At 72.2% G+C, this 25,097-nt stretch carries 25 protein-coding genes; 13 read left to right on the top strand and 12 right to left on the bottom strand.

Translation table 11 applies throughout. The features are described from left to right. Positions 1-26: 26 nt before the first annotated feature. From BLV05_RS02985 to BLV05_RS02960, 6 genes are all read right to left on the bottom strand, one after another. A complete protein-coding gene (locus BLV05_RS02985; RefSeq protein WP_046766527.1) occupies positions 27-2,252 on the bottom strand; it encodes a glycoside hydrolase family 31 protein in 2,226 nt (741 codons plus the stop codon). After that, the gene (locus tag BLV05_RS02980; protein ID WP_052762031.1) at positions 2,249-3,388 is read right to left on the bottom strand and encodes a glycoside hydrolase family 15 protein; all 1,140 of its coding nucleotides are present in this window, start codon (positions 3,386-3,388) and stop codon (positions 2,249-2,251) included. The genes BLV05_RS02985 and BLV05_RS02980 overlap by 4 nt, the downstream gene beginning before the upstream one ends. Further along, a complete protein-coding gene (locus BLV05_RS02975) occupies positions 3,385-4,632 on the bottom strand; it encodes an ABC transporter substrate-binding protein (RefSeq protein ID WP_046766761.1) in 1,248 nt (415 codons plus the stop codon). The genes BLV05_RS02980 and BLV05_RS02975 overlap by 4 nt, the downstream gene beginning before the upstream one ends. Positions 4,633-4,644: 12 nt before the next feature. After that, complete coding sequence (locus BLV05_RS02970; protein ID WP_046766528.1) at positions 4,645-5,445, bottom strand: carbohydrate ABC transporter permease; 801 nt, start codon at positions 5,443-5,445, stop codon at positions 4,645-4,647. Continuing rightward, a complete protein-coding gene (locus tag BLV05_RS02965; RefSeq protein WP_046766762.1) occupies positions 5,438-6,301 on the bottom strand; it encodes a carbohydrate ABC transporter permease in 864 nt (287 codons plus the stop codon). Before BLV05_RS02965 ends, BLV05_RS02970 begins: the two co-directional genes overlap by 8 nt. A 95-nt stretch (positions 6,302-6,396) precedes the next feature. Then, entirely contained in the window at positions 6,397-7,557 is a 1,161-nt protein-coding gene (locus tag BLV05_RS02960; RefSeq protein WP_046766529.1) for an ROK family transcriptional regulator, read from the bottom strand. A 178-nt stretch (positions 7,558-7,735) separates the two neighbouring features. Here BLV05_RS02960 and BLV05_RS35475 point away from each other — a divergent pair, with 178 nt between their 5' ends. Further along, entirely contained in the window at positions 7,736-7,906 is a 171-nt protein-coding gene (locus BLV05_RS35475) for a hypothetical protein (protein ID WP_157524182.1), read from the top strand. A 104-nt stretch (positions 7,907-8,010) separates the two neighbouring features. Here BLV05_RS35475 and BLV05_RS02955 read toward each other — a convergent pair whose 3' ends face one another. Then, positions 8,011-9,651, bottom strand: a complete 1,641-nt coding sequence (locus BLV05_RS02955; protein WP_231948726.1) for a DEAD/DEAH box helicase — start codon at positions 9,649-9,651, stop codon at positions 8,011-8,013. 195 nt (positions 9,652-9,846) lie between these two features. On the opposite strand from BLV05_RS02955, the gene BLV05_RS02950 reads away from it, so the two are divergent. Then, positions 9,847-10,344, top strand: coding sequence for a cupin domain-containing protein (locus tag BLV05_RS02950; protein WP_046766530.1), 498 nt, complete (start codon positions 9,847-9,849; stop codon positions 10,342-10,344). On the opposite strand, the gene BLV05_RS02945 is transcribed toward BLV05_RS02950, so the two are convergent. From BLV05_RS02945 to BLV05_RS02935, 3 genes are all read right to left on the bottom strand, one after another. After that, complete coding sequence (locus BLV05_RS02945; protein WP_046766531.1) at positions 10,345-11,427, bottom strand: fatty acid desaturase family protein; 1,083 nt, start codon at positions 11,425-11,427, stop codon at positions 10,345-10,347. It abuts the gene before it with no gap. 169 nt (positions 11,428-11,596) lie between these two features. After that, a complete protein-coding gene (locus tag BLV05_RS02940) occupies positions 11,597-12,802 on the bottom strand; it encodes a sensor histidine kinase (protein WP_052762032.1) in 1,206 nt (401 codons plus the stop codon). Continuing rightward, positions 12,799-13,470 carry a response regulator transcription factor gene (locus tag BLV05_RS02935; RefSeq protein ID WP_046766532.1) on the bottom strand — a complete coding sequence of 224 codons (672 nt, stop codon included), beginning with the start codon at positions 13,468-13,470 and terminating at the stop codon, positions 12,799-12,801. The genes BLV05_RS02940 and BLV05_RS02935 overlap by 4 nt, the downstream gene beginning before the upstream one ends. 157 nt (positions 13,471-13,627) lie before the next feature. Here BLV05_RS02935 and BLV05_RS02930 point away from each other — a divergent pair, with 157 nt between their 5' ends. From BLV05_RS02930 to BLV05_RS02890, 9 genes are all read left to right on the top strand, one after another. Next, positions 13,628-14,314, top strand: a complete 687-nt coding sequence (locus BLV05_RS02930; RefSeq protein WP_046766533.1) for a GNAT family N-acetyltransferase — start codon at positions 13,628-13,630, stop codon at positions 14,312-14,314. Then, a complete protein-coding gene (locus tag BLV05_RS02925; protein WP_046766534.1) occupies positions 14,311-15,321 on the top strand; it encodes a hypothetical protein in 1,011 nt (336 codons plus the stop codon). The genes BLV05_RS02930 and BLV05_RS02925 overlap by 4 nt, the downstream gene beginning before the upstream one ends. Before the next feature lie 169 nt (positions 15,322-15,490). After that, the gene (locus BLV05_RS02920; RefSeq protein WP_152690523.1) at positions 15,491-16,633 is read left to right on the top strand and encodes a tyrosine-type recombinase/integrase; all 1,143 of its coding nucleotides are present in this window, start codon (positions 15,491-15,493) and stop codon (positions 16,631-16,633) included. Then, positions 16,630-16,974 (top strand): helix-turn-helix domain-containing protein, encoded by a 345-nt coding sequence (locus BLV05_RS02915; RefSeq protein WP_046766536.1) that lies wholly within the window; start codon positions 16,630-16,632, stop codon positions 16,972-16,974. The genes BLV05_RS02920 and BLV05_RS02915 overlap by 4 nt, the downstream gene beginning before the upstream one ends. 22 nt (positions 16,975-16,996) lie before the next feature. Then, positions 16,997-19,207, top strand: coding sequence for a hypothetical protein (locus BLV05_RS36840; RefSeq protein ID WP_197683515.1), 2,211 nt, complete (start codon positions 16,997-16,999; stop codon positions 19,205-19,207). Between the two features lie 77 nt (positions 19,208-19,284). Continuing rightward, positions 19,285-20,022: a class I SAM-dependent methyltransferase gene (locus BLV05_RS02905; protein ID WP_046766537.1), complete on the top strand. Its 738-nt coding sequence runs from the start codon at positions 19,285-19,287 to the stop codon at positions 20,020-20,022. Between the two features lie 167 nt (positions 20,023-20,189). Continuing rightward, entirely contained in the window at positions 20,190-20,585 is a 396-nt protein-coding gene (locus BLV05_RS02900) for a GntR family transcriptional regulator (RefSeq protein ID WP_046766538.1), read from the top strand. Then, positions 20,582-21,469, top strand: coding sequence for an ABC transporter ATP-binding protein (locus BLV05_RS02895; RefSeq protein ID WP_046766539.1), 888 nt, complete (start codon positions 20,582-20,584; stop codon positions 21,467-21,469). Before BLV05_RS02900 ends, BLV05_RS02895 begins: the two co-directional genes overlap by 4 nt. Next, positions 21,466-22,362: an ABC transporter permease subunit gene (locus tag BLV05_RS02890; RefSeq protein ID WP_052762033.1), complete on the top strand. Its 897-nt coding sequence runs from the start codon at positions 21,466-21,468 to the stop codon at positions 22,360-22,362. The genes BLV05_RS02895 and BLV05_RS02890 overlap by 4 nt, the downstream gene beginning before the upstream one ends. An 82-nt stretch (positions 22,363-22,444) precedes the next feature. On the opposite strand, the gene BLV05_RS02885 is transcribed toward BLV05_RS02890, so the two are convergent. After that, entirely contained in the window at positions 22,445-23,278 is an 834-nt protein-coding gene (locus BLV05_RS02885) for an alpha/beta fold hydrolase (protein ID WP_046766540.1), read from the bottom strand. Positions 23,279-23,386: 108 nt separating this feature from the next. Here BLV05_RS02885 and BLV05_RS37480 point away from each other — a divergent pair, with 108 nt between their 5' ends. Next, a complete protein-coding gene (locus BLV05_RS37480; RefSeq protein WP_046766541.1) occupies positions 23,387-23,902 on the top strand; it encodes a CGNR zinc finger domain-containing protein in 516 nt (171 codons plus the stop codon). Here the strand turns inward: BLV05_RS37480 and BLV05_RS02875 are convergent. Next, complete coding sequence (locus tag BLV05_RS02875; RefSeq protein WP_046766542.1) at positions 23,883-24,287, bottom strand: VOC family protein; 405 nt, start codon at positions 24,285-24,287, stop codon at positions 23,883-23,885. The genes BLV05_RS37480 and BLV05_RS02875 overlap by 20 nt on opposite strands. A gap of 44 nt (positions 24,288-24,331) precedes the next feature. On the opposite strand from BLV05_RS02875, the gene BLV05_RS02870 reads away from it, so the two are divergent. Continuing rightward, complete coding sequence (locus BLV05_RS02870) at positions 24,332-24,871, top strand: gluconokinase (protein ID WP_046766767.1); 540 nt, start codon at positions 24,332-24,334, stop codon at positions 24,869-24,871. Positions 24,872-25,097 lie beyond the last annotated feature (226 nt).

Raw genomic sequence — 25,097 nt, 5'->3', positions numbered from 1 at the left:
CACGGCGGCGCTCGTGGACGACCGGTTTACGGCAGGTCCTCGAACGCCGGGCGAAGGGCCGGCCACGCGGACGCACGGCAGTAGACCGGGATCTCGTCGATCGGCACCGGCCGCGTCACCGTGCGTCCACCCGAGAGCACCGCACCCGTCCAGACGTCCACCCACGAGCCCTCCGGCAGGTACACGTCCCACGTCGACGCGCCGGCCGACAGCACCGGCGCCACCAGCAGCGAGTCGCCGAGGAGGAACTGGCGGTCGACGACCGACCAGGCCGAGGCATCGGCCGGGAAGTCGAAGAACAGGCCGCGCATCAGCGGCGCCCCGCCCGAAACAGTGGCCGACGCCGCCGACGACAGGTACGGCACCAGCTTCTCCCGCAGGTGGGCGAACCGGCGGAACACCGGCAGCACCCGCTCGTCGCCGGTCTGCGAGGCGACGTTCCAGGGGGTGCGGTCGCGCCACGGCAGCCTGTGGTGGTTGAACTCGGAGTGGTACTGCATGATCGGCATGAACGCCGACGCCGCCGCGGCGCGCAGGTACAGCTCGGCGTCAGGCACGTCGCCGGAGAAGCCGGCCAGGTCCCAGCCCCAGTAGACGATCCCGCAGGCCCCGGCGGTGACGCCCGCGACGACGGCCGCGCGGAAGCCGGACCACGTCGAGTCCTCGTCGCCGGCCCAGAACGCGCCGTGCGCCTGCGATCCGGTGAACCCGGCCCGGCTGAACGTCACCGGCGCCTTGCCCGCGGACCGCAGCAGGTCGCCGTAGGCCCGCGCGTACTCGACCGGGAACCGGTTGTTGCCGGCCAGCCCACGCAGCGCTCCATCAGAATGCCGCAGGTCATGCCCCCACGCGTGCTCGCCGCCGTCGGTCTTGAAGCCGTCGATGCCGACCTCCTCGACCAGGTACCGGCGCTTCGACGTCCACCACGCGCGCGCCTTCTCCGACGCGAGGTCCGGCATCAGCGCGAGCGGGAACCACCAGCCGCGGTTGCGGTACGGCCGCCCGTCCGCCTCGGTGACGACGAACCCGCCGGACACCGCCGCGCGGGCGTCGGCCGCCAGTTGGCCGCGCGGGTGCGGCCGCATCTTCAGCAGCGGGATCTGCCACAGCAGCACCTTCACGTCCCGCCCGTGCAGCTCCTCGACCATCCCGCGAGGGTCCGGCCAGGCGCCGTCGGCCGGGAAGGTGAAGTCGGCCAGCCGGTGCGGCCCGCCGTCCTCATTGACGTCATAGACGGCGTCGCGGAACGCGGTGAACGTCGACTCGTCGCTCCACGCCTCGATGACCAGGGCGCCGACGGGGATGTCGCGCTCTCGGTGGGCGTCCAACTCGGCCATGACCCGGGCCTGCGTGTTCCACTCGTTGCCGCTGGCCCAGAGCCGGAACACCCAGTCGGGCAGTGTCTCGGGCCGGCCCGCCTCGGCCAGGAACGCGTCCAGCACGGAGGCGGGCGACCCGCTGAAGACCCCGACGGAGAGCGCGTCGTCGCCGGCCAGGTCGGTCTCGATGACCAGCTGGTCCGGCGTCGTCGCGCCGACGTCGTACCAGGTGCGCCGGGCGGTGCGGACGTGGAACCCCCACGACGCGGACGGCCCGACGACCAGCGCGAACGGCATCGGCAGGTATGTCCGCCCGTGCGCGCCCTGCGCCTTGTACTGCTCGAACACGACGGCGTCCAGCGTGCGGCCGCGCTGGTCGACGGCGTCGTAGCGCTCGCCGAATCCGACGACGCGCTCGTCGGCCGCCAGCCGCAGCGCGAACCGGACCCGCCGCTGCCCCTCCGGACCGGTCAGCCACTCGACGCTGCCCGGGACCAGCCGGTCCCCGCCGGACACGTCCAGCCGCCCGCCGGACGCGGACCACGAACCCGCCGCCACCGAGAACCACCGCGTCCGCCGTACCGCACCGGACGCGGTCGTCGCCACGAACCGATAGCGGTACGTCGTCCCGGCGCCCAGCGGCGGCGTCGTCACCGACCAGTACGACCGGTCCGCCAGCGACCGGGCCTGGGCGGCCGCCAGGTGCCCGCCGTCACCGTCGCCGTCCTCGGACGAACCCGCCGACGACGGCGCCAGCAGCGGCCAGGTCTCGTCCCCGGCCGGGCCGGACCACTCGCACACCACCGACGTCACCGGCGCCGACGCGCGTGCCCGCAGCTCGCACGTCTCGCCGCCCACCGGGAGCGGCGGCACCCGCTGGTCGCCGGTGACGGCGTAGGGGTGCTCGGAGCCGAACGGACGGTGCCGGATCATCGCGCGCTCCCCACCAGGCCGAGCTCGGCCGCCAGCGTCAGGTACATGCCGTGCGACCACAGCAGCGGCGTCGCAACCGTGCCCCAGCGGTCGATCCACTCCTGTTCGCGGTCCGGGGCGAGCAGGTGGTGTCCGACCTGCTCGGGCAGCTCGCCCGACGGCGTCGCCTGCGCGGCGATCCACCGCAGGGCGGCCAGCGCCTCGTCCCGGCGCCCGGCCACCGCGTGGTTCCAGCCGAGGAACGCCGTGAGCAGCGGCCACTGCCCGCCGCCGTAGAACGTGTCGGCGGCGTACCGGTGCACGCCGCCATCGACGCACAGCGCGTCCTCGACCGCCGACACCGTCGCCCGCCCGAGCTCGCTGTCCACCCCGGCCAGCCCGAACGGCACGACGCACGCGAGCAGGCTCGCGTCGACGTCACCAGCGCCGAGCCACTTCGTCAGATGGCCGCCGGCGACGCCGTCACGCAGGACCAGCGCGTCGATCTCCTCGACCGCCTCCACGGCCGCCGAACGGTCACCCGCCGGCAGCGGACCGGCCAGCGCCGGGTGCGACGTCGCCGCCGCCAGCCCCGCCCGGATCGCGCCCAGCGTCGACACGTGCCGGTGGTCGACGTGCTCCTCCCACCAGTCGTAGCAGGGCCGGGCCCAGAACGTCGTCAGGTACCGGACCGCCGCGACCACGCCGCCGTCCACCCCGTCGACCGCGCCGTGCCGGTCGGCGTGCGCCGCGAGCGCCCACAACCAGGTGCCGTAGCCGTCGAGCTGGAAGTCCCACCACGGGTCGTTCCCGACGCCGCCGTCGATCGTGTACCGAGTCGGCAGCATGTCGGCGACCGGGATGCGTTCCCCGACGAGCGCCCGCGCCACCAGCGCGTCGACCTGGTCGGTCCGCTTGGCCAGCACGTCGGCGCACCAGCGGTGGAACGCGGCCGGGCCGTCGGCGTCGCCGTAGCGGCTGGCGCCCTCGGCGATGAACGCGCCGTCGCGGAACCAGCTGTAGCCGCGGTACGCGCTGAACGTCGGGCTGGCCGGGTAGGCGCCGGACGGGGCCTGGTGGGAGGCGATGACCCGGTGGCCGGCCTCGGCGAGCGCGACCAGCTCGCCGAGGTCAGCCGGAGTGGAGAGGTCGGTCACAGCAGCTCGTCCACCCGCGCGGCGGCGTCGGCGACGGCCTGCTCGACGGTCTTGCGGCCGGCCGCGGCGTTGCCCAGCTCCTCGGTGACGGCGTCCTGCATCTCCTGCTGGCGGACGATCACCGGCGGCAGCACGGTCGCGTCCAGCGCGTCGAAGACGGCCTGACGGTTCGCCGGCGGCGACTGCTCGAGGTACGGCGCCAGCTTGTCCTGGTCGGCGATCGGCGGCAGCTCCCAGCCGGCGCTCAGCCGGGTGTCGACCGTGGTGTCGGACGACGTGAGGAACTCCAGCCAGGCCTGCGTCTCCTCCGGGTGCTCGCTGTTCGCGCTGACGACGACGCCGTTGGTGAACATCGCGCTGGCCGGGGTGGTGTCGCCGGGCTCGACGACGACGTCCCACTCGAACGGGACGTCGGCCAGCGGGCCGAACATCCAGATGCCGCTGTGCCACATGGCCAGCTTGCCGTCGCGGAACAGCGTCGAGTCGAAGTCGGGCGTGCCGGCGCCGTCGGCCTCGGTCGGCATGACGGTGCCGGACTTGCCGGCCAGCCACGTCGCCGCGGCGATGCCCTCGGGGCTGTTGAACGCCGTCGCGCTGCCGTCCTCGGTGAGGAACTGCCCGCCGGCCTGGGCCAGCGCCTTGTAGAACTCGTGGAACGTCGCCGGCTGGTAGTCGCCCCAGACGCCGGCCGCGGTGTCGGTCAGCGCCTCGGCGGCGGCCCGCTCGTCCTCCCACGTCCAGTCCGCCGTCGGCTCCAGCACGCCGGCCGCCGCGAACAGGTCCTTGTTGTAGAAGAGGACGACGTCGCTGAACGACTCGGGCAGGCCCAGCTGGGCGCCGTCGTGCTGGAACGCCTCCAGCAGGGACCGCGTGTAGGCGTCGCCGTCGACGTCGAGCTCGGCGAGCGCGCCGCTGTCGGCGTACGTCACGAAGTTCTCGTAGTTCAGCTCGAACGCGTCGGCCTCGGTGTCGCCGGCGACCGCCGTCTGCAGCTTGGTGAAGTAGTCGGCGTACGGAGTCGTCTCGACCTGGACGTCGATGTCCGGGTTCTCCTCCTCGAACGCCGCTACGATCGCTTCGAGGTTCTGCTCGTTGCCGCCGTTGGACGAGAACTCCTGGTACCGGACGACGACCTCGCCGTCCTCACCGTTGTCCTCGCGGGTCGCGGACCCTTGCGAGCAGGCCGAAAGCGTCAGAAGTGCGGCCGCGGCGGCCACGGCGCCGAGCCGGATCGGGTGAGCCATGGGGAACTCCATTCACTTGAGCCCGGAGCGGGCCACGCCTTGGATGACGTACTTCTGCGCCGCGAGGTAGAGCACGGCGATCGGGACGATGCTGATCACGGAGCCGGCCATCACGACGTCCCACTCGGTCGTGAACTGGCCGTGCAGGGTGGACAGGCCGAGCGGCAGCGTCATCAGCTCCGGCGAGCGGATGACGACCAGCGGCCAGAGGAAGCTGTTCCAGCTGGACATGAACGCCAGGACGGCGAACGTGGCCAGCGCCGGGCGGATCAGCGGCCAGACGATCGAGGTGAAGATGCGCAGGTGCCCGGCGCCGTCGATGGTCGCGGCCTCGTCCAGCTCGATCGGCACCTGCGCGACCGCCTGGCGGAGCAGGAAGACGCCGAACGCCGACGCGATGCTCGGCGCCAGTAGGGCGGCATAGGTGTCGACGAGGTTCAGCTCGCGCATCTCGATGAACAGCGGGACGACGAGCACCTGCATCGGCACCATGAGCGTCGCGAGGTACACCAGGAACAGCGCGTTGCGGCCGGGGAAGTCGAGCCGGGCGAACGCGTAGGCGGCCATCGCGCTGGTGACGAGCTGCAGCAGCGTCGACGCGACGGCGATCCACAGGCTGTTGGCCAGGATCCGCCAGAACGGCATCGCGTCGAGCAGCGTCCGGTACGCGTCCAGCCCCGGCTCGTCGGGAATGAGGTCGGGCGCGCCCAGCCCGGCGCCGGGCGTGATCGACGTGACGACCGTCCACACGAACGGGAACAGCATGATCAGCGCGCCGATGGTGACGGCGGCGTACAGCGCGGCCCTACGCATACGTCACCCACCGGCGCTGGCCGCGGACCTGGACGATCGTCACCAGCAGGACCACCACGAACAGCAGCCACGACAGCGCCGACGCGTCGCCGGCCCGGCCGTACCGGAAGGTGAGGTCGTAGATCTGCTGGACGACCACCTCGGTCGACCCGGCCGGGCCGCCGCCGGTCATCACGTACACCTGGTCGAACACCTGGAAGCCGTTGATCAGCGAGATGACCACCACGAAGAACGTCGGCGGTGACAGCAGCGGCAGCGTCACGTACCGGAACCGCTGCCAGGCGCTGGCGCCGTCGACCCGCGCCGCGTCGTACAGCTCGCCCGGGACCGCCTGCAGCCCGGCCAGCAGGATGATCATGACGAAGCCGAGGTCCTTCCACGCCGACGCGAGGATGACCGACGGCATCGCCCACGCGGGGTCGGTCCACCAGCCGGGTCCGTCGATACCGACCAGCCCGAGCAGGTGGTTGACCAGGCCGTTCGACGGGCTCAGCAGCCAGCGCCACAGCAGTGCGACGACCACCCAGCTGGTGACGACCGGCAGGAAGTACGCCGCCCGGAACACGTTGCGGCCGCGCAGCGCGGTGTTGAGGGCGAGGGCGGCCCCGAGGCCGAGGAGGTAGACGAGCGGCAGGTAGCCGGCGATGTAGCCGAGCGTGTGCCCGAACGCCGCCCAGGTGTCGCCGTCGGAGAGCAGCTCGCGGAAGTTGGCCAGGCCGACGAACTCCATCGGCGTGATGAGGTTCCAGTCGTGCAGCGCAACCCACAGCGAGCTGACCATCGGGACTAGCGTGAACAGCGTCAGCGGGACCAGGCTCGGCGCGAGGAACAGCGCGACGATCCCCGCGTAGCGCAGCCGGTTGCCGCCGTAGCGCAGGGCGTTGCGGTTGCGGCGGGACCGGCGCGGCCGCTTCGTCGCGGCGTCGCTGGGGCGGCTGGTCGTGGTCGTGCTCACGGCAGCTCCCCGGCGAGCGCGCCGCCGAGCCGGGCCCGGACCAGCTCGCCCTGACCGCCGGTCGCGCCGGCCGCGTCGTACGGCGTCGCGAGCACCAGCGCGGCGGCGCCAAGGGCCCACGACGTGTCGTCCCACGACTCGACGACGACGGGCACGCCGCGCCGCGACGGCATCAGGTGCGCGCGCAGGCTCGGCTCGAACCCCGGCCGCCAGTGCTCCCAGGCGCGGGTGCCCTCGCCGAGCACGATGACGATCTCCGGGTCCATCACGTTGATCAGCCCGGCGACGCCGCGGCCGAACAGCTCGCCGGCCGCCGCGAAGATCGTCGCGTCGGGTGCGTCGAGACCGGCCTCGTGCGCGGCGCGCAGCAGCGCCTCCTGGCCGACCGACGCCTCCAGGCAGCCGGCGTTGCCGCAGGAGCACCGCGGGCCGCCGGGCTGGACGGGGAAGTGGCCGAACTCGCCGGCCCCGCCGCCCGCACCGCGGTACACGCTGCCGTCGACGACCAGCCCGGCGCCGACGCCGCGGCCGATCGTCACGACGAGGAAGTTCCGGTGCTCGCGGCCCCGGCCGTAGAGCCGCTCGGCGACGGCGAGCGCGTTGACGTCGTTCTCGACCAGGACGGGGACCGGCAGGGCGGCGCGCAGCCGGGCGCCGAGGGCGAGCCGCCGCCACCCCAGCGTCGGCGCGTCGACGGCGCCCGCCTCCTGGTCGTCGACCGCGCCGGGGACGCCGACGCCGACGCCGAGGATCGGCGCGTCGTCGCCGGCTGGCGCCTCGACCAGCGGCCGGAGCAGGTCGACCAGCCGGTCCGGCGCGTCGGCCGCCATCGCGTCGAACGGCCGGTCCCACGACTGGCGCACCTGACCGTCCAGCCGCACGTCGACGACGGCGACGTGGTCGGCGGCGACCTTGGCGCCCAGCGCCCGTCCGGCCGAGCCGACCAGCCCCAGCAGCACCGCGGGCCGTCCGCCGCGGGACGGCCGGTGCTCGACCTCGGCGACCAGGCCGCGGGCCAGCAGGTCCTTCACGATCTGGGTGACGGTGGCCGGGCTCACGCCCAGCGTCCGCGCGATGTCGGTCCTGCTCAGCGGGCCGGACGTGCCCAGCGCGGCCAACACGGCCGAGCGGGTGAGGTCACCGCGGGGAACGGGCATCCGACACTTCCTTCGGGACTAAAGTTAGTCATAAAGAAACACCTGCGACATCGGGCTGTCAAGTGGGCGGCGCCACCGACAAGGAGGCGATCTTTGACAAAAAGATTTGTCGGTACGATGCTGGAGGTGTTCCGAGACGGCGCACGAGTGCCGTTCAGCGGCAGAAGCGGAGTACCCGATGAGCACCAAGACCGTCGCCGAGACGCTGCTGGTGATGCCCGGCAGGTCGGTGTGGGTGTCGCACCCCGACCGGCAGTCGCTGCTCGACCCGCTGCCGGCCGGCGTGCGGGTCGTCGACGGCCCGGCGGACGCGGGCGTGGCCGTCGTGTTCACCGGCGCCGCGAACTAGCCGCACCCCTCACCGATGTTGATCTTGGAGTTATGCGGCCATCTACCGGACAATTCGCCCGGCAATTGGCGAACAACTCCAAGATCAACTCGGGCGGGCGGGGGTCAGCGGCGGCGGAGCGAGGCGGAGAAGGAGCCGGCGGTCGTGGAGCTGGACCGCTCACGGCCGGAGCCGCCCGTCCGGCCCGAACCGCCGCCGGTGCGGCCGGAGCCGCCCGTGCGACCGGAGCTGCCCGTGCGGCCGTTGCCTCGCGTCGTGGGCTCGCCGTTCGCGCGGCCGCCGCGGCCGGAGCCGCCGGTCGCTCCCGCGGACCTGCCGGAAGCGCCGCCGCGCCCACGGCGGCGTCGGCCACCGTCCGGGCGGGCGCCGTCGGCGTCCGAGCTGCCGCCACGCCGGGTGGCCGCAGCGGCCTGGGCCGGCGGCGGGGTGACGACGGGCGCCTTCGGGCCGGTGAGCTCCTCGATGGCGGGGTGGCCGGCCGTGACCCGGGTGATGGTCGGCTTGATGCCGGCCTGCCGGGTCAGGGTGCGGACGTCGGCGGTCTGGTCGGGGGTCATGACGGTGACGACGACGCCCTCGGCGCCGGCCCGGGCGGTGCGGCCGGAGCGGTGCAGGTACGCCTTGTGCTCGGCCGGCGGGTCGACGTGGACGACCAGGTTGATGTCGTCGACGTGGATGCCGCGGGCGGCGATGTCGGTGGCCACGAGTACGCGCGACGTCCCGGCCGAGAACGCGGCGAGGTTGCGCTGCCGTGCGCCCTGGCTGAGGTTGCCGTGCAGGTCGACCGCGGGGATGCCGGCGGCGGTGAGCGCCTTCGCCAGCTTCTTCGCCCCGTGCTTGGTGCGGGCGAACAGCAGCGTGCGCCCGAGTCCGGCGGCGAGCTCGCGCACGACCAGCGCCTTCTCGGTCGTCTCGACCGCCATGACGTGGTGGGCCATGGCGGAGACGTGGGCCACGGCCGGCGCGGTCGAGTGCATGACCGGGTCGGTCAGGTAGCGGCGCACGAGCGTGTCGACGCCGTTGTCGAGCGTGGCCGAGAACAGCAGCCGCTGGCCACGCCGCGGCGTGGTGTCGAGCAGCCGCCGGACCGCGGGCAGGAAGCCGAGGTCGGCCATGTGGTCGGCCTCGTCGAGGACGGTGACCTCGACGGCGCCGAGGTCGCAGTGGCCTTGGGCGATGAGGTCCTCGAGCCGGCCGGGGCAGGCGATGAGCACGTCGACGCCGTTCTTCAGCGCCTTGACCTGGGGGCCTTGCCCGACACCGCCGAAGACGGTGGTGATGCGCAGACCCGTGGCGGCGGCGAGCGGTGCGATGGTGGCGGCGACCTGGTTGGCCAGTTCGCGGGTCGGCACGAGGACCAGCGAGCGCGGCCGGCGAGCCTGGCGCGCGACCCGCGAGTCGACCAGCCGGGCGATGGTCGGGACGGCGAACGCGATGGTCTTGCCGGACCCCGTCTGGCCGCGGCCGAGCACGTCGCGCCCGGCGAGGGTGTCGGGGAGCGTCGCGGCCTGGACGGGGAACGGGGCGGTGACGCCTTCGGCGGCCAGGGCGGCGACGATGGCGGCGGGGACGCCGAGCTCGGCGAAGGAGCGGTCGTCGGCGACGGCGGCCGAAGGCGCGGACGCGTATGCGGTCTCCGCCGCGACCTGCGGGTGGCTGGTGGTGGTGACTGCCGCCGGGCGGCGGCGGTTGCGGGGGCGGCGGCGAGCGCCGTCACCCCGCGACGTGCGGGTGTCGATGGGCACGGACGTCCTTCCAGGACGTTGGAGGGAGTGGCCGGTCACGATGGGGCCGCCCGCTCATCTGGAAGGGGGAACCTGCGCCGTCATCGGCGCGTCGCACTCGACCTCGGGGGCGTGTACTCACGCCCCGTCGTTGCCTAGTGTGCCTTATCAGGGCCCGGCGACCAACTGCGGGCGCGTCGAGACCGGAGGAGCGACATGAGTTTCCCGCCCTATCCGCCCGTCCGCTACGAGGGTGAGAACGGCGAGGCCAACGTCGCATTGCGGCGCGCCGACGCCGCGCCGGAGGTGACCTACGCCTCCGGCGTGACGGTCGACTACCTGGCCACCGGTGCGTCGACCGGCGGCGACTTCGGCCTCTACCGCTGGACGTTCGGCCCGGGCGAGTCCGGCCCCGGCCCGCACTTCCACCGCACCATCACCGAGTCGTTCTACGTGCTCACCGGCGCGGTCAGTCTCTACAACGGGACCGAGTGGATCGAGGCCGGCGTCGGCGACTTCCTGCACGTCCCGCCGGGCGGCGTGCACGGCTTCAAGAACGTCCTCGGCGAGCCGGCGTCGATGCTGCTGATGTTCACGCCGGGCGCGCCGCGCGAGGACTACTTCGAGACGCTGGCCGCGGTGTCCAAGGGGCTGGAGCTGAACGAGGAGGAGCGTGCCGCGTTCTACCTGCGGCACGACAACCACTGGGCGTAGCTATGTGCGGTACTGCGCCGTGAGCGGACACTGGAACGGGTCGCGCGCCTTCAGCCCGACGTCGTTGAGGTACTGGACCACGATGCGATAGGACCCCACCAGCGACGTCTCGGTGTACGCCACGCCGTGGCGTTCGCAGAACTCGCGCACGATCGGCTGTGCCCGGCGCAGGTTGGGCCGCGGCATGCTGGGGAACAGGTGGTGCTCGATCTGGTAGTTGAGGCCGCCCATGGCGAGGTCGGTGACCGGTCCGCCGCTGATGTTGCGCGACATCAGCACCTGACGGCGCAGGAAGTCGACCTTCATGGAGGCCGGGACGATCGGCATGCCCTTGTGGTTGGGTGCGAAGGCGCCGCCGAGGAGCAGGCCGAACAGGCCCATCTGCACGGCGAAGAACGCGATGGCCTTGCCGGGCGGCAGGACGATGAACAGCGCGGCGAGGTAGCCGCCGAGACGCACGGTGACGAACAGGATCTCGACCCAGCGGTGCTCGAGCCGCTCGCGCCGGGCGATGTTCTGGATGCTGTGCGCGTGCAGCGCGAGGCCTTCGAGCAGCAGCAGCGGGAAGAAGAACCAGCCCTGCCGCCGCGCGAACCACAGCCCGACCGGTCCGCGGACGGCCAGTGCCGCGGGCGAGAACGCGAGGACGCCCGGCCCGATGTCGGGGTCGGCGCCCTCCTTGTTCGGGTTGAGGTGGTGGCGGGTGTGCTTGCGCATCCACCAGCTGTAGCTGAGCCCGGCGAACAGGCCGGAGATGACGCGGCCGGTCCACTCGTTCCAGCGGTGCGAGGCGAAGATCTGCCGGTGCGCGCCCTCGTGGCCGATGAAGCCGAACTGGGCCAGCACGACGGCGAGCGCGGCGGCCAGCAGCAGCTGGTACCAGGAGTCGCCGAGCATGGCGAAGCCGACCCAGATGGCGGCGAACGCGGCGACGGTGCCGAGCATCAATGACCAGTAGAACGTGTACCGGCGCTCCAGCAGCCCGGCCCCCTGGATGAGCTTCGACAGCTCCGCGTACACGCTGACATGTCGTTCGCGGGGCGAGGCTGGGGACGCTGTGGCGTCAGACGTAGCCGTGGTCATCAAGGGGGCACCCTTCTGGTGATCGCGGCCGGGACGGCCGATGCGTCAGAGATGTGACGTCGTCACTGCGACAACGGCTCCATCGGGAACCTGGTTCCAGCAGTAGCCCGAACATATAGGTGCCGACCGCATGAGGCTACGCAAGGCCCGCGCATCGGACATGACGGCTTCATGGCGCCGCGGGAAACGCGAGGGTGACGGTGGCGCCGTCGCCCGGGCGGCCGTCGATGGCGAGGGTGCCGTCGTGGGCGTGCACGATCTCGTCGACGAGCGCCAGCCCGAGGCCGAGCCGCGGGTGGTGGCCGTTGCCGTTGGCGTCGGGACCGCGGTGGAACCGCTGGGTCAGCTGCGCCGCCAGCTCGGGGTCGAGGCCGTCGCCGTCGTCGATGACGCTGATGCGGACGGTGCCGTCGGACGCGGACAGCCCGAGGGTGATGGTGCCGCCGCGGGCGACATGGTCCATCGCGTTGTCGACCAGGGCGGCGACGGCGCGGCGCAGCGCGCTCGGCACGCCGGTGACGACGTGGTGGTCGGTCGGGACGCTGTCGACGACGAGGTCGACGCCGGCCTCGTCGGCGGTCGCGGAGAACGAGTCCTTGACCTCCGTCGCCACGCGGGCGAGGTCGACCGGCTGGCGCGCCTCGGGCCGGAACTGCATCTCCGCGGACAGCAGCAGATCGTTGACGATGTCGTTGAGCACCCGGGCGTCGTCGACCAGCTGGTCGAGCTCCTGCCGCTGGTCGTCGTCGGCGGTGGGCCGGCGCTGCAGCAGCTGGGCGCGGGTGTGCAGGATCGCCAGCGGGGTGCGCAGCTCGTGGCTGGCCTCCGCGACGAACCGGCGCTGCGACGTCAGCGCGTCACCGAGCGGGCGGACGGCGCGCCGCGCCACCAGCCAGCCCAGTCCGGCCGCGGCCAGCGCGCCGACGACGCCCACCACGATGGACAGCTGCGCCAGTCGCTCGGTCTCCTCCTCCTGCTCGGTGAAGTCCGTCACCGCGGCCACCCGGTCGTCGCCGCTCCCCTCGATGTAGGAGAGGAACGGGGTGTCGCACACCTCGAACCGCTGGGTGCCCGGCGGCAGCTCGTCGACGGCGGCGCGGATCTCGTTCTCGGGGCAGCTCGCCGGCGCGCCTTCGACGATCGTCTCGCCGGGCGCCGCGTGCTCGGTGACCTTCGTCTCCAGCTTGGCCGCGGTGGCGGAGACCCGCTCCTGCCCGCTGATCGAGTAGACCAGCGCGATGATCACGCCGATGACCAGCGCGACGGCGACGCCCGTCTGCACGGCGACGACGATCGACGCCCGTCGCAGCAGCCGCCGGTCGGCCGGCGAGGACGGTGTACGGCGGCGCTGTGAGCCGCCTGGGCGCCAGCTCAAGCAGATCCCATCCGGTAGCCGAGGCCGTGGACGGTGCGGATGACGTCACGGCCGAGTTTCCTGCGCAGATAGTAGACGTAGGTGTCCACGGCGCCGGGGCTGTCCGCGTCCTGGAACACCTGCCGGCGCAGCTCGTCGCGGGTGAACACCTGGGACGGGTGCGCGGCGAACAGCTGCAGCAGCTGGTTCTCGCGGCCGGACAGCTCGATCGGCCCGGCGGCGCCGCCGAGCACCCGCCGCGCTGTGACGTCGAGGTAGCGCTCGCCGAGCTCGAGCCGGGTCGACGTGTCGGTGTGCCGGCGCAGCAGCGCGCGCAGCCGGGCCAGCAGCTCGTCGATCTCGAACGGTTTGACGACGTAGTCCTCGGCGCCGGCGTCCAGACCCTCGACGCGGTCGTCGGTGGTGCCGCGGGCGGTCAGGATCAGGATCGGCGTCGCGACGCCCTGCGCACGCAGCTTGCGCACGAGGTCGACGCCCTCGATGGCGGGCAGCCCGCGGTCGATGACCATGACGGCGTACCGGCTGGTGAGCGCGCGGTGCAGCCCGGACTGACCGTCGCGCGCGACGTCGACGGCGTAGCCCTCGCCGGTGAACAACCGGTCCAGCAGCGCCGCCAGCTTGGCGTCGTCCTCGACCAGCAGCAACGAACAGTCCTGGTCGTCGTTCATGTCCCGATGGTCGCACGGGTGCTCTGAGGTTCCTCTGAGATTGGCGCCGAACCATGGTTCTCAGCGGTCGCGCCCTCATGACAACAAAGTCGCGCGAAGCGGCGTCTACCAAGGAAAGAGGAGCCGGTTGCGCAGTTCGGTCGCAGAGAGGCTGATAATGAGCACTGAAGGCGAGATCGAGGTCCTGCCCGCGAGCGAGGACGACCTGCGCACGACGGCGGCGTTGCACGTGACGGAGCTGCCGCACGGGTTGTTCCCGCGGCTCGGCGAGGCGTTCGTCCGCCGCTGGCACCGTGCCCACCTGGACTCGGAGTATGGAATCGTGCTGGTCGCGAAGGTCGAGGGCGAGGTCGTCGGGTTCACGCTGGGCAGCACCGACCGGCCGGCCAACGTCGCCTGGATGATCGGCCACCGGCGCCGCGAGCTCGCGCTGGCCGGCTTGCGGGCGCTGCTCACCCGGCCGGTGGTCGCCGCCGGGTTCGTCCGCACCCGCGGGCTGCGCTACGCGCGGCGGCTGCTCGGACGGGGCGCCGCGCCGGCCCGCGTGGCCGCACCGGGCGACGTGCCCGAGGCGGGCTTCGGCTCGATCGCCGTGCTCGAGGCGATCGTCGTGGCGCCGGACCGGCGTGGGCGCTCGATCGGCACCGCGCTGACCGAGGCGTTCCTCGCCAAGGTCGCCGCGGCCGGCGTCGACCGCGTCGAGCTGGTCACGAAGGCCGGCGCCCGCGGCGCGGCCGGGTTCTACGAACGGGCCGGCTGGCGGCGGGTCGGCGACCATGTCGACCGCGACGGCGACCAGGTCCACACGTACCGAATCGATCCGCGGTTCGTGCGGGCTCGATGAGCGGTCGCGGCGTCGGCCGCCGCGGCTTGCTCCTCGCGGCCGTGGCCGCCTTCGCGGCGGCCTGCGGAGCCGGCGGCGCGGGCGTACCGGACGCTCGCGCCGTCCGCACGCCCCCTGCCCGGCCGAACCCCAAGCAGCCGGCGGGTCCACCACCGGAGCCCCCGTCACCGGTGGCGGACCTGCCGGCGTCGTCGCCCTGGCAGCCGGGCGGCAACGAGATCTCGCCGGAGGTCAAGCTGGCCGCGGTCCGGGTGCTGGAGGCGCTCGGGACGGTGCCTGACGGTGTCGCCGTCACCCCCGCGGCCGACCGGCTGACCGCCGCCGGGGCGCAGCCGGTCCTCGAGCGCACCGCCGGCCCGCTGCTGCCGCCCGCCGGGCCCGCCGTCGCGCAAATCGTGTACCCGCAGTACGGCGGGCTGGAGCGCAGCACGGCGAGTGTCATGGCCGTCGTGCGGCAGACCTGGGCCGACGGCGCGGCGCTGCGGGAGCGGGTGGTGACGGCGGACGTCCGGCTGCAGCGCGCGGGCAGCGCGTGGACGGTCACCGAGCTGCACCCCGTCGCGCCGGTGCCCGACGCGGCCGCCAGGCTGACCGGGCCGGCCGCCGACCTCGCCGCGAGCGGGCGGGTCCAGCTGCCGGAGGCCGCCGTCGCCGACCTCGCCGCCGGCATCGTCGACGCGCGCGTCCTCGCCGCGCTGCTGGAGCTGTCCGCGACCTACGAGCTGGCGGTGTCGGTGTTCAGCAGCGGCCACCCCGAGACCGTCTTCGGCAGCGACCGCACCAGCAACCACACCCGCGGCCGCGCCGTCGACATCTGGGCGGTCGACGGCCGCCCGGTGGTGTCGATGGACAAGGACGAGCCGTTCCTGCTCGACTTCCTCGCCGCGGTCCGCGCGACCGGCAGCGACGAGATCGGCGGCCCGGTCGACCCGGACGGCCCCGGCGGCAAGCACTTCGCCGACGACCTGCACCGCGACCACGTCCACCTCGGGTTCGAACGCAATTAGCAATTATTGCATCGGATGTACGATTCTTACGTCTGATGTAGGCGTGGATCGTGGTGACCTGCCGCCCTGTCGAGACCCCTCATGGCTGAGATGCGCAGCTCTGATCAGCCCGTTCGTCAATCTGCTTACATCTAGAGCATGATTCTTACATCTAATGTACGGTCGCCGGGTGGGTTCGAGAGATGAGTCGGTGCCGGGGTCGGTGGTCTCGTTGCGGCCGGCGAACGTGGCGGTGCTGCGGCCGGCGGAGCAGATGTTCGACGACATGCTCGCCGGGTGGGCGGGGCAGCAGTCGAGCCGGCTGCTGTCGCCGGTGACGATCCGCGCCCGCGAAGGCGCGGTGCGACGGTTCGCCGAGTTCTGCGCGACGCTGCCGTGGGAGTGGACCGCGACGGATGTGGAGGAGTGGACCGCGCAGCTGCTGTCCGGGCCGCGGCCGAAGGCGCCGTCGTCGATCCGCGGCTACCAGAACGCGGTGGCGTTGTTCTGCTCGTATCTGACCGATTCCCGCTACGGCTGGGCCGAGGCGTGCCTGGAGGCGTTCGGGACGCACCCGGTCCAGGTCTGCCACGAGTGGAACACCGCGATCCATGTCAGCGACCACGAGGCCCGCCCGAGCGTGCGGCCGTTGACCCGGATGGAGGTGCAGGCGTTGTTCGACCATGCCGACGACCGGGTGGACTTCGCCCGGACGTCCAAGCGGAAGGGCTGGACGGCGTTGTTCCGCGACGCGACCCTGTTCAAGGTCATCTATGCCTACGGTCTGCGGCGGCGCGAGGTGGCGATGCTCGATCTGCATGACTTCACCCGCAACGCTGCCGTGCCGGAGTTCGGCGCCTTCGGGGTCTGTAACGTGCGCTGGGGCAAGGCCACGCGCGGGTCACAGCCACGACGCAGGGCGGTGGTGACCGTGTTCGACTGGACCGGGCCGGTGCTGGCGGAGTACGTCGACGACGTGCTGCCCCGGTTCAAGGTCGCCGACGATGCGATGTTGTGGCCCACCGAACGCCAGAGCCGGGTCAGCGGGAGCTACATCGGTTCCCGGTTCGCCGAGTATCGTGACGCGCTCGGCCTGGACCCGGTGCTGCATCCGCACTGCCTGCGGCACTCCTATGTGACGCATCTGATCGAGGACGGGTTCGACCCGTTGTTCGTGCAGCAGCAGGTCGGGCACCGGTGGGGCTCGACCACCGCCCTCTACACCGGCGTGTCCGGCGACTACCGCAACAGCGTGCTGCGCCGCGCGCTGGACCAAGCATTCACGGCACCCGCGTCGGCGTCGGCGGACGGATCGGAAGGACAGCAAGGATGACGACGACGGTCGCCTACCACTGGCATCTGCGCACGCTGATGTCCGAGCACGGCATGCACAACACCACTGATCTGGTGCCGCTGCTGGCCGATCGGGGGGTGGTGATGACCTCGACCCAGGTCTATCGGATCGTCACCGGCGAACCGGAACGGCTGAACATGCGGCTGCTGTCGGCGTTGTGTGACATCTTCGCCTGCACGCCGAACGACCTGATCGAGCCCTACGTCGTGGCCACGTCGACCCGTCGCCGCAAGACTGCGGCAGAGGCGGCTCCCGCGCCGAGGGCAGCCAGCAAGAATCGGCCCAGGCGGGCCACCGTCACCGCGACCGACGAGTCCTGACCGCCGGCACGGGGTCCCAGCGATGCCGAGACCGTCGGCGCGACCGTGCCCGGAGTGCGACCGGCCACGCAGCGGCCGCACGCCGGGCGTGCTGATGTGTCGATGCGCCAGCAAGCGGCTGCTCGCCCAGCGGCGCGAGCGGCAGCACGTGGACCGGCTCGCCGCCCTCACCGCGCTCATCGCCGGGCTGGATGCGTCGGTGACGACCGAACGGGTCGAGGCGGTGGCAGCGCAGATCGCGCCGGGCTGGTCGATGCAGCTGCGCCTCATGGGCCTCATCGTGGCCGACCCGGCGGTGCTGACCGCCGGCGGCTCGAGGATGCCCAAGGTCGTGGCCGACTTCCTTTACGCCGCGATCTCCGCCGGGATCACCGGGCTGACCAGCCCGTCATGCGCGCTGTGTCATCGCCCGAAGACGCTGTTCCACACCCACGCCGGCCAGCGGATCTGCCAGGACTGCTACAACCGGTCACACACCGCCACCTGCTCGGTCTGCGGGCGCGACCGCCGCGTCAACGCCCGCACCGCCGACGGCGCCCCGGTCTGCCCGCGCTGCCAGGCCAACACCCACCAGGGCGAATGCGACGGCTGCGGCCGCACCCGGACGCTCAAGCGCAGCGTGATCGACCAGCGGCGCTACTGCCGGGCCTGCCGCGCCCGCCGCACCCCCACCGAGATCTGCGTGATCTGCGGCCGTGACCGGCGGGTCAACGCCCGCGACGGCGACGGCGGCGCTATCTGCAGCACCTGCTACACCCGGCGCCGCGTCGGTGAACAGGTCTGCGACCAGTGCGGACAGCTCGCCCCTCTCCATGCACGCGCGGGCGGGCGAGGCGGACACTCGGTGAACCTGTGCGCCGGCTGCTACACCAACCCGCGGCGCGAGTGCGGCATCTGCGGCCGCACCCGCCGCGTCTCGGTGAAGGCCACCGCCAGCGCCCCCGACGTCTGCCCGACCTGCCACCAGTGGCCGGTCATCGACTGCTCGGTCTGCGGCCGCACCGAACCAGGACGCCGGACCACGAACCACGGGCAACCGATGTGCTTCCGCTGCGACGCCACCGCGAAGATCGACACCATCCTCACCGACGCCAGCGGCGTGATCCCGGCACCGCTCAAGCCGGTCCGCGACGCGATCGCCGACCGTGACCGGCCACGCTCGATCCTGTCGAACCTGACCCGCACCGCCAGCCTGGCCCTGCTTGCCGGCATCGCGCAGGGCCGGATCGAGCTCACCCACGACGCACTCGACGAACGCGGCCGCGGCTTCAGCATCACCTACCTGCGTTCGGTCCTGGTCGCCACCGGCGCGCTGCCGCCCCGCGACGAGCACCTGGCCCGGCTCGAGCGCTTCACCACCGGCCTGCTCGCCGACATCGCCGACCCGGCAGATCGGGCCCTGCTGGCCCGATACGCCCGCTGGCACGTCATCGGCAGAGCCACACCCGACCGGCACGGACACCTGTCGGCCAACGTCGCCGACCGCTGCCGCGGCGACATCCGCGCCGCCCGGCAGTTCCTCGACCACCTCAACGCCCACGGCCAGAGCACCCTCGCGTGCACCCAGCCGACCCTGGACACCTGGCTGGCCACCGGCACCCGGCGCGCCTCGTTCATCCGGTGGCTGCAACGCGACGGCCACCTCACCGCAGTCGCTCTCCCCGACCCACCACCGCCCACGAGTCCCGGCGCCTTCAACGCCGAGGACGAGCGCTGGGCCACCGTCCGGCGGATGCTCCACGACCCCGGCAGCGCCAGCATCGAGGACCGAGCCGCGGCCTGCCTGCTGCTGCTCTACGCCCAACCCGCCGCGAAGATCGCCGCGCTCACCACCGACGACATCACCACCGACCAGGCCGGCAGAACCTACCTGCGCCTCGGCCCCGAACCCCTCCTGCTGATCGCCCCGCTCGACACCCTCATCACCGCGCTGCCCCTGGCCAAGCCGTTCGGGACCGCCCAGGTCCTCGCCGACCACCGCTGGCTGTTCCCCGGCAAGAAGGCAGGCGAGCACATTCACCCGGCCTCCCTGATCCGACGACTACAACAGCTCGGCATCACCACCCGGACCAGCCGCAACACCGCGCTGCGACACCTCGCCGCCACCACCCCACCCGCCGTGTTCGCCAGCCTCATCGGCATCAGCACCGGCGCCGCCGTCCGCTGGGCCGAACTCGCCGGCAACAACTGGACCACCTACCCCGCAGCACGCCGAGCCGGCCGCCGCCGATAGACGAGCAACGCGACAGACACACGCACCAGCCCCGAATTGCATTGGCACAGGGCCACGACCTCTGCTCAAGTGAGGCCATGGGACAGCGCTATGACGAATTCGCCGACTGGTACGACACCTACGTCACCAGCGGAATGGGGCAACCGTTCGCCCGCTCAGCAGACCGCCTTCTGGAACGACTACTAGGCCCAGGAGCGGACCGTCTCTGCCTTGATCTCGGCTGCGGCGGCGGCGCACACGTCCCAGCGCTGACCGGCCTGGGTTGGCGCGTGACCGGTGTTGACATCTCCGCCCGGCAGGTCGACCTCGCCCGCCGAACCGGCATCACCGCAACAGTCGCCAACGCCGAAGATCTCCCGCTTGCAGACCAATCCGTGGACGCTGTCGCCACGATCATGACGACCACCGACTTCGACGACCTGCCACCAGTGTTCGCCGAAGCCCACCGAGTACTCCGCCCCGGCGGCCGCCTCGTCGTCATCACCAGCCACCCCTGCTTCGGCGGCGCCTTCGTCGAACGCGACACCCACGGGTCCTGCATCGTCCATCCCGGCTACCGCCGCCACGAACGCATCGAGGAACACCCGCTCCTCGGAGACGGGATCCGCTCCCGCGTCGGCGTGGTCAACGTCCCCCTGCCTGCCTTGCTGAACGCCCTGACCGGGGCAGGGCTCATCCTGCACGAGACCGCCGAAGACGACGGCGAGGAACCGATCCCGACCCTCCTCGGCCTGACCGCCATCCGACCCCGGCAGCAACTGGATGACCTCAGCACGCCACACGAACAACCGCCGACAAGCGCCATGACCTCATGAGCGACGCCCACCCGGCACCTGCCCGACACCAGGAAAGCTATTCCGTCAGTTCGAACATCTGACTCCGCCGGTTGCCGCCTGACGCCCAGCCTCCCGATGCCGGTTCGTTGACGGCACCTGCTACCCCTGCTTTACTAGTTCCATAGGAAAGCAGAGGAGGCCGTCTCGTGTTCGTATTCCAGCTCGACAGCACCTCCGGGGTTCCGCCGTACCTGCAGCTGGTTCATCAGGTGCGGCAGGCGGTCATGGTGGGCTACCTCAGGGAGGGAGACCGGCTGCCGCTGATCAGAGAGGCGGTCGAGCAGCTCGCGATCAACCCCAACACCGTGTCGAAGGCCTATCGCCAGCTCGAGCACGAGGGCCTGGTCGATCCCCGGCCCGGGGTGGGGACGTTCGTCGCGCGAGCTCCCGCCGTCACGGTGCCGCCGGCGCAGTACGCGAAGCTGCGCCGAGGCCTGGAGCGGTGGCTGCGCGAGGCCGAGGCCGCCGGACTCGACGAGGAAGCGGTCGGTGCGCTGCTGGCCGTGGTGCGGCGGGACCTGGCCGAGGAGGGTGTGGCGTGAGCGCGGCGCTCGTCACCCGCGGACTGGGCAAGCGGTACCGGTCGACCTGGGCGCTCCGGGACTGTGACCTCGAGCTGCCGACCGGGGCCGTGATCGCCCTGGTCGGGCCGAACGGCGCGGGGAAGACCACGCTGTTGCAGCTGGTCGCCGGGCTGCAGCGGCCGTCGGCCGGGTCGGTCTCGCTCTTCGGCCGGCTGGCACCGGCCGAGTCGCCGCAGGCCTTGGCGCAGCTGGGGTTCGTGGCTCAGGACCACCCCGTCTACCGGCGGTTCCGGGTGTCCGACCTGCTGCACCTGGGCCGTTCGCTCAACCCGGCCTGGGACCAGGACCTCGCCGAGCGGCGCATCGACGAGCTCGGCATCCCGCTGCGGCAGCGCACGGGCCGGCTCTCCGGCGGCCAGCAGGCCCAGGTCGCTCTGGCGCTCGCCCTGGCCAAGCGACCCCGGCTGCTGATCCTCGACGAGCCGGTGGCCAGTCTCGACCCGCTGGCCCGGCGCGAGTTCCTGCAGGTCCTGATGGCCACGGTGGCCGACGAGGGCCTCACGGTGCTGCTCTCGTCGCACAACGTCGCCGAGCTGGAGCGCGTCTGCGACCACCTGGTGGTGGTCGCCGGCGGCCGTGTGCAGCTCGTAGGGGACGTCGACTCCCTGCTCGGCGCTCACCGCGTGCTCACCGGTCCGAGCACGGGCCTGCCCGACGGCCCGGGCGTGATCCACGTCGACCGGTCCGACAGGCATGCCCACATCGTCGCCCGGATCGGGCGCGCCGAGCCGATGCCCGGGTGGGCGGCACGTCCGATCGGTCTGGAGGAGCTCGTCCTCGCCTATCTGCGGCGGGCCCGGGAACCCCGGCCCGCCCCGAGCGAACTGGAAATGAGCGCATGATCTGGGTGGCGTGGCGCCAGCACCGCGGCGAGTTCCTCGGTGCGGCGATCCTGCTGGCCGGCCTCGGCGTGCTGTTGCTCACGCACGGTGTGGCCATGCACGACGCCTACGAGCGTCTGGGGCTGCGAGAGTGCCAGCTGGTCTTTCTCGCCGACACCGATCAGGCGTGCATCGACCAGGTGATGGCCTTCGAGGACGACTACGCGGGCCTGCCGCAGCAGTTCACCTCCTGGCTGCCGTTCCTGCCGATGGTCGCGGGCATGCTCCTCGGGGCCCCGCTGCCGGCCCGCGAGTTCGAGCAGGGCACCTGGCAGCTGGCCTGGACCCAGAGTGTGACCCGGACCCGCTGGCTCGCCACCAAGCTCGTCGTGGTGTTCGGCTTCGTCCTGGTCGCGTCGGTGGTGTTCGCCGCCGGCCTGAGCTGGTGGTTCGAACCCGTGTACATCCAGCGATTCACGAGCGGGACGTTCAACCACGCCGTGCTGGTGTTCCCCGGCTACGTGCTGCTGGGGGTGGCGATCGGCGTTCTGGCCGGCGTGGTCGTCCGTCGCGTGCTCGTGGCGGCGGCCGTCGTCATCCCCGCCTACCTGGCCGTCCGGATACCGGTCGAGTTCGGGCTCCGTCCCCGGTATCGCGAGCCGCTGACGTCGGACGACCCGGACCGCATCGCGCACGGCTGGCCCATCGACGGCATCACCATCGGCCCCGGCGAGGGGTTCCCGTCGGTCCGCTACCAGCCCGACGACAGGTTCTGGCAGTTCCAGCTGATCGAGACCGCGATCCTGCTCGGCATCGCCGTTGTCCTGCTGGCGATCGCCTGGCGGCTCGTGCTCGGCCGCGGCGCATCGGGACGTAGGGCTCGGCCTGAAGTGGCCGAGCCGGTGGCTGCCTGAGTGACGGAGCGGATCGTGCGTCGAGGGCGAGTCACTACTGCCATGGCCGTAGCAACTCGCCCTCGACGCCGAGCTCAGTGGCTCACTTGCGGAGGAAGGCGAGCAGCGCCTCGGTCACCTGCTCCGCATGCGTCCAGAGCAGGCCGTGCGGAGCGCCCTCGATCTCGACGTAGTCGGCGTCCGGGAGCCGCTTGGCGAACTCGCGGGCCGTCGCGTCGATCGGGAGGATGCGGTCGGCCGTCCCGTGCAGGATCAGCGCCGGGACGTCGATCTTCTCGATGTCGGCGCGGAAGTCGGTCAGCCAGCTCTGCACGACGGCGGACGAGGCGTACCAGGAGGCGCCGGCGGCGACGGTCCAGCTGGCCCGGACGGCGGCCTCGCCGATGCGGCTGCCGAGGTTCTCGTCGAGGTTGTAGAAGTCGGCGTAGAACTGGTCGAACCATGCGTAGCGGTCGGTCTTCGCGGCCTGCTCGATGCCGGCGAACACCTCGGCCGGCACGCCGGTCGGGTTGTCGTCGGTCTGCAGGAGGAACGGCTCCAACGACGCGAGGAAGGCGGCCTTGGCGACCCGCTCACTGCCGTACGTGCCGAGGTAGCGGCCCACCTCGCCGGTGCCCATCGAGAACCCGGCCAGCACGACGTCACGCAGGTCGAGGGTGTCGAGGACGGTCTTGAGGTCGGCGGCGAAGGTGTCGTAGTCGTACCCGGTGGTCGGCTGGCTGGACCGGCCGAAGCCGCGGCGGTCGTAGGTGATGACGCGGTAGCCGGCGTCCAGCAGCGCCGCCGACTGCTTCTCCCACGAGTGCCCGTCGAGCGGGTAGCCGTGGATCAGCACGACCGGCTGCCCCGTGCCGTGGTCCTCGTAGTACAGGTCGATGGTCGTGGAGTTCTCGGTTCCGACGGTGATGTACGGCATGACGCTCCGCTCCTCTAACTGGTTCGACTGACTGTGGAGGTTATAAGAGCGATCGAAGCACGGGTATTCCAACCTGTCAAGATTGGCGGTGGGGTTAGAATGGGGGGTATGGACCTGCTGCTCGACCTGGTGAACTCGCGCATCGTCTATCCCGACGGGCCGCGCGACGAGCTGGGCTCCGACGGCGACGCCCGCGAGTGGCTGCGGTCGCGCGGCGCGGCCGGAACCCGCGCCGAGATCGCCGACGCTCGCGCCGTGCGTCCCGTGCTGGCCGCCGTCATCCGCGGCGAGGCGGCGATCGACGCGCTGGCGCCGTGGGTCGACGTCATGCAGCGGCGGGCCCGGCTGACCGGCGACGGGCTGGCGTGGGAGGACGACGTCCCGGCCGGGCGCCGGGTGGGGGTGCGGGCCATCGAGGAGTGGGCCGCGCTGCAGGGGCCCGAGGGGTCGCGCATCCGGCCCTGCGCCGACGCCGACTGCCAGCACTTCCTCGTCGACCACAGCCGCGCCAACGCCCGCAAGTGGCACTCGATGGAGCTGTGCGGCAACCGCGCCAAGGCCCGCCGCCACTACGCCCGCTCGAAGGAGCAGGACTCCAGCGGAGTCAGTCGCCGAGTTCGGTGAAGAGGGTGAGCTGCAGTCCGCCGGGGGCGTCGAGGCGGGCGTTGAGGGAGTCCCACGGCGTGCGGGTGGGTTCGGCGAGCACCTCGGCGCCGCCGTCGGCCAGCTGCCGCGTCGTCCTCGCGGCGTCGTCCACCTCCAGGGCGACCCGGATCTGCCCGGCCACCCGGCGGCCGACCTCGACGCGGTCGATGAACTCGGCCTGGGCCTGGTCGACGATCTCGATGGTGGCCCGGCCGGCGCCGAGCAGGATCACCCGGCCGTCGGGTGAGGAGTAGTCGGCCAGCTCGGGCAGGCCCAGCACGTCGCGGTAGAAGCGGACGGCGGCGTCATGGTCGGGGACGGTGACGACGAGCCGCAGCTCGCGCACCGGCGCGGAGTCGGTCATGGCCCCAGTCTGGACGCGGCCGACGCCGGCGGCCAGGGCGTGTGATGCTGGACCGCGTGACCCTCCCGCCCCACCTCGTCGTCATGGGTGTGTCCGGCTCGGGCAAGACGACCGTCGCGACGCGGCTCGCGGACCGGCTCGGCCGGCCGTTCGCCGAGGCCGACGACATGCACCCGCCGGCCAACGTCGCCAAGATGTCGGCCGGTACGCCGCTCACCGACGCCGATCGCCGTCCGTGGCTGGCCACTGTGCGTGACTGGCTCACCGGGCAGGCCGAGCAGGGTCGCGGCGCCGTCGTGACGTGTTCCGCGCTGCGCCGGGTCTACCGCGACGTCCTCCGCGAGGCCGCCGGCGGCGTGACGTTCGTCCATCTCGACGGCGACCCGGAGCTGCTGGCCGAGCGCATGGCGGCACGGAAGGGCCACTTCATGCCGTCCAGCCTGCTGCGCTCGCAGCTCGACACGCTCGAGCCGCTGGAACCGGACGAGGACGGCGTGCGGGTCCCGATCGACGGCACGCCGGACGAGATCGTCGCCGAGGCGCTGCGTCGGCTGGAGGAGAAGGCCCACCGTCACGCGCAGTGATATGACCCGGACCTCGGTTTCAGCCGAGGTGCAAACCGGGTATACAGGGTCGGCGGGCAGGGCGCGGCGAAACGTGGTCTCCGCTCGCGGGGGTGGCGGAGAAACGTCGCTGCGCCGTGCCCGTCCCCGGGCGGGCCGCAGCGGCGGCGCCCAGGAACTCCGCGACGGCCCCGGCCGTCTTCTCAATGGCACGAGCGACCAGAACCGCGCAACGTACCATCGAAGA

This window comes from Jiangella alkaliphila (genome assembly GCF_900105925.1).
GTDB classification, from domain to species: Bacteria; Actinomycetota; Actinomycetes; order Jiangellales; family Jiangellaceae; genus Jiangella; species Jiangella alkaliphila.
Note: the sequence above shows the minus strand (reverse complement) of the source record. Positions and strands in the feature narration are given on the sequence as shown.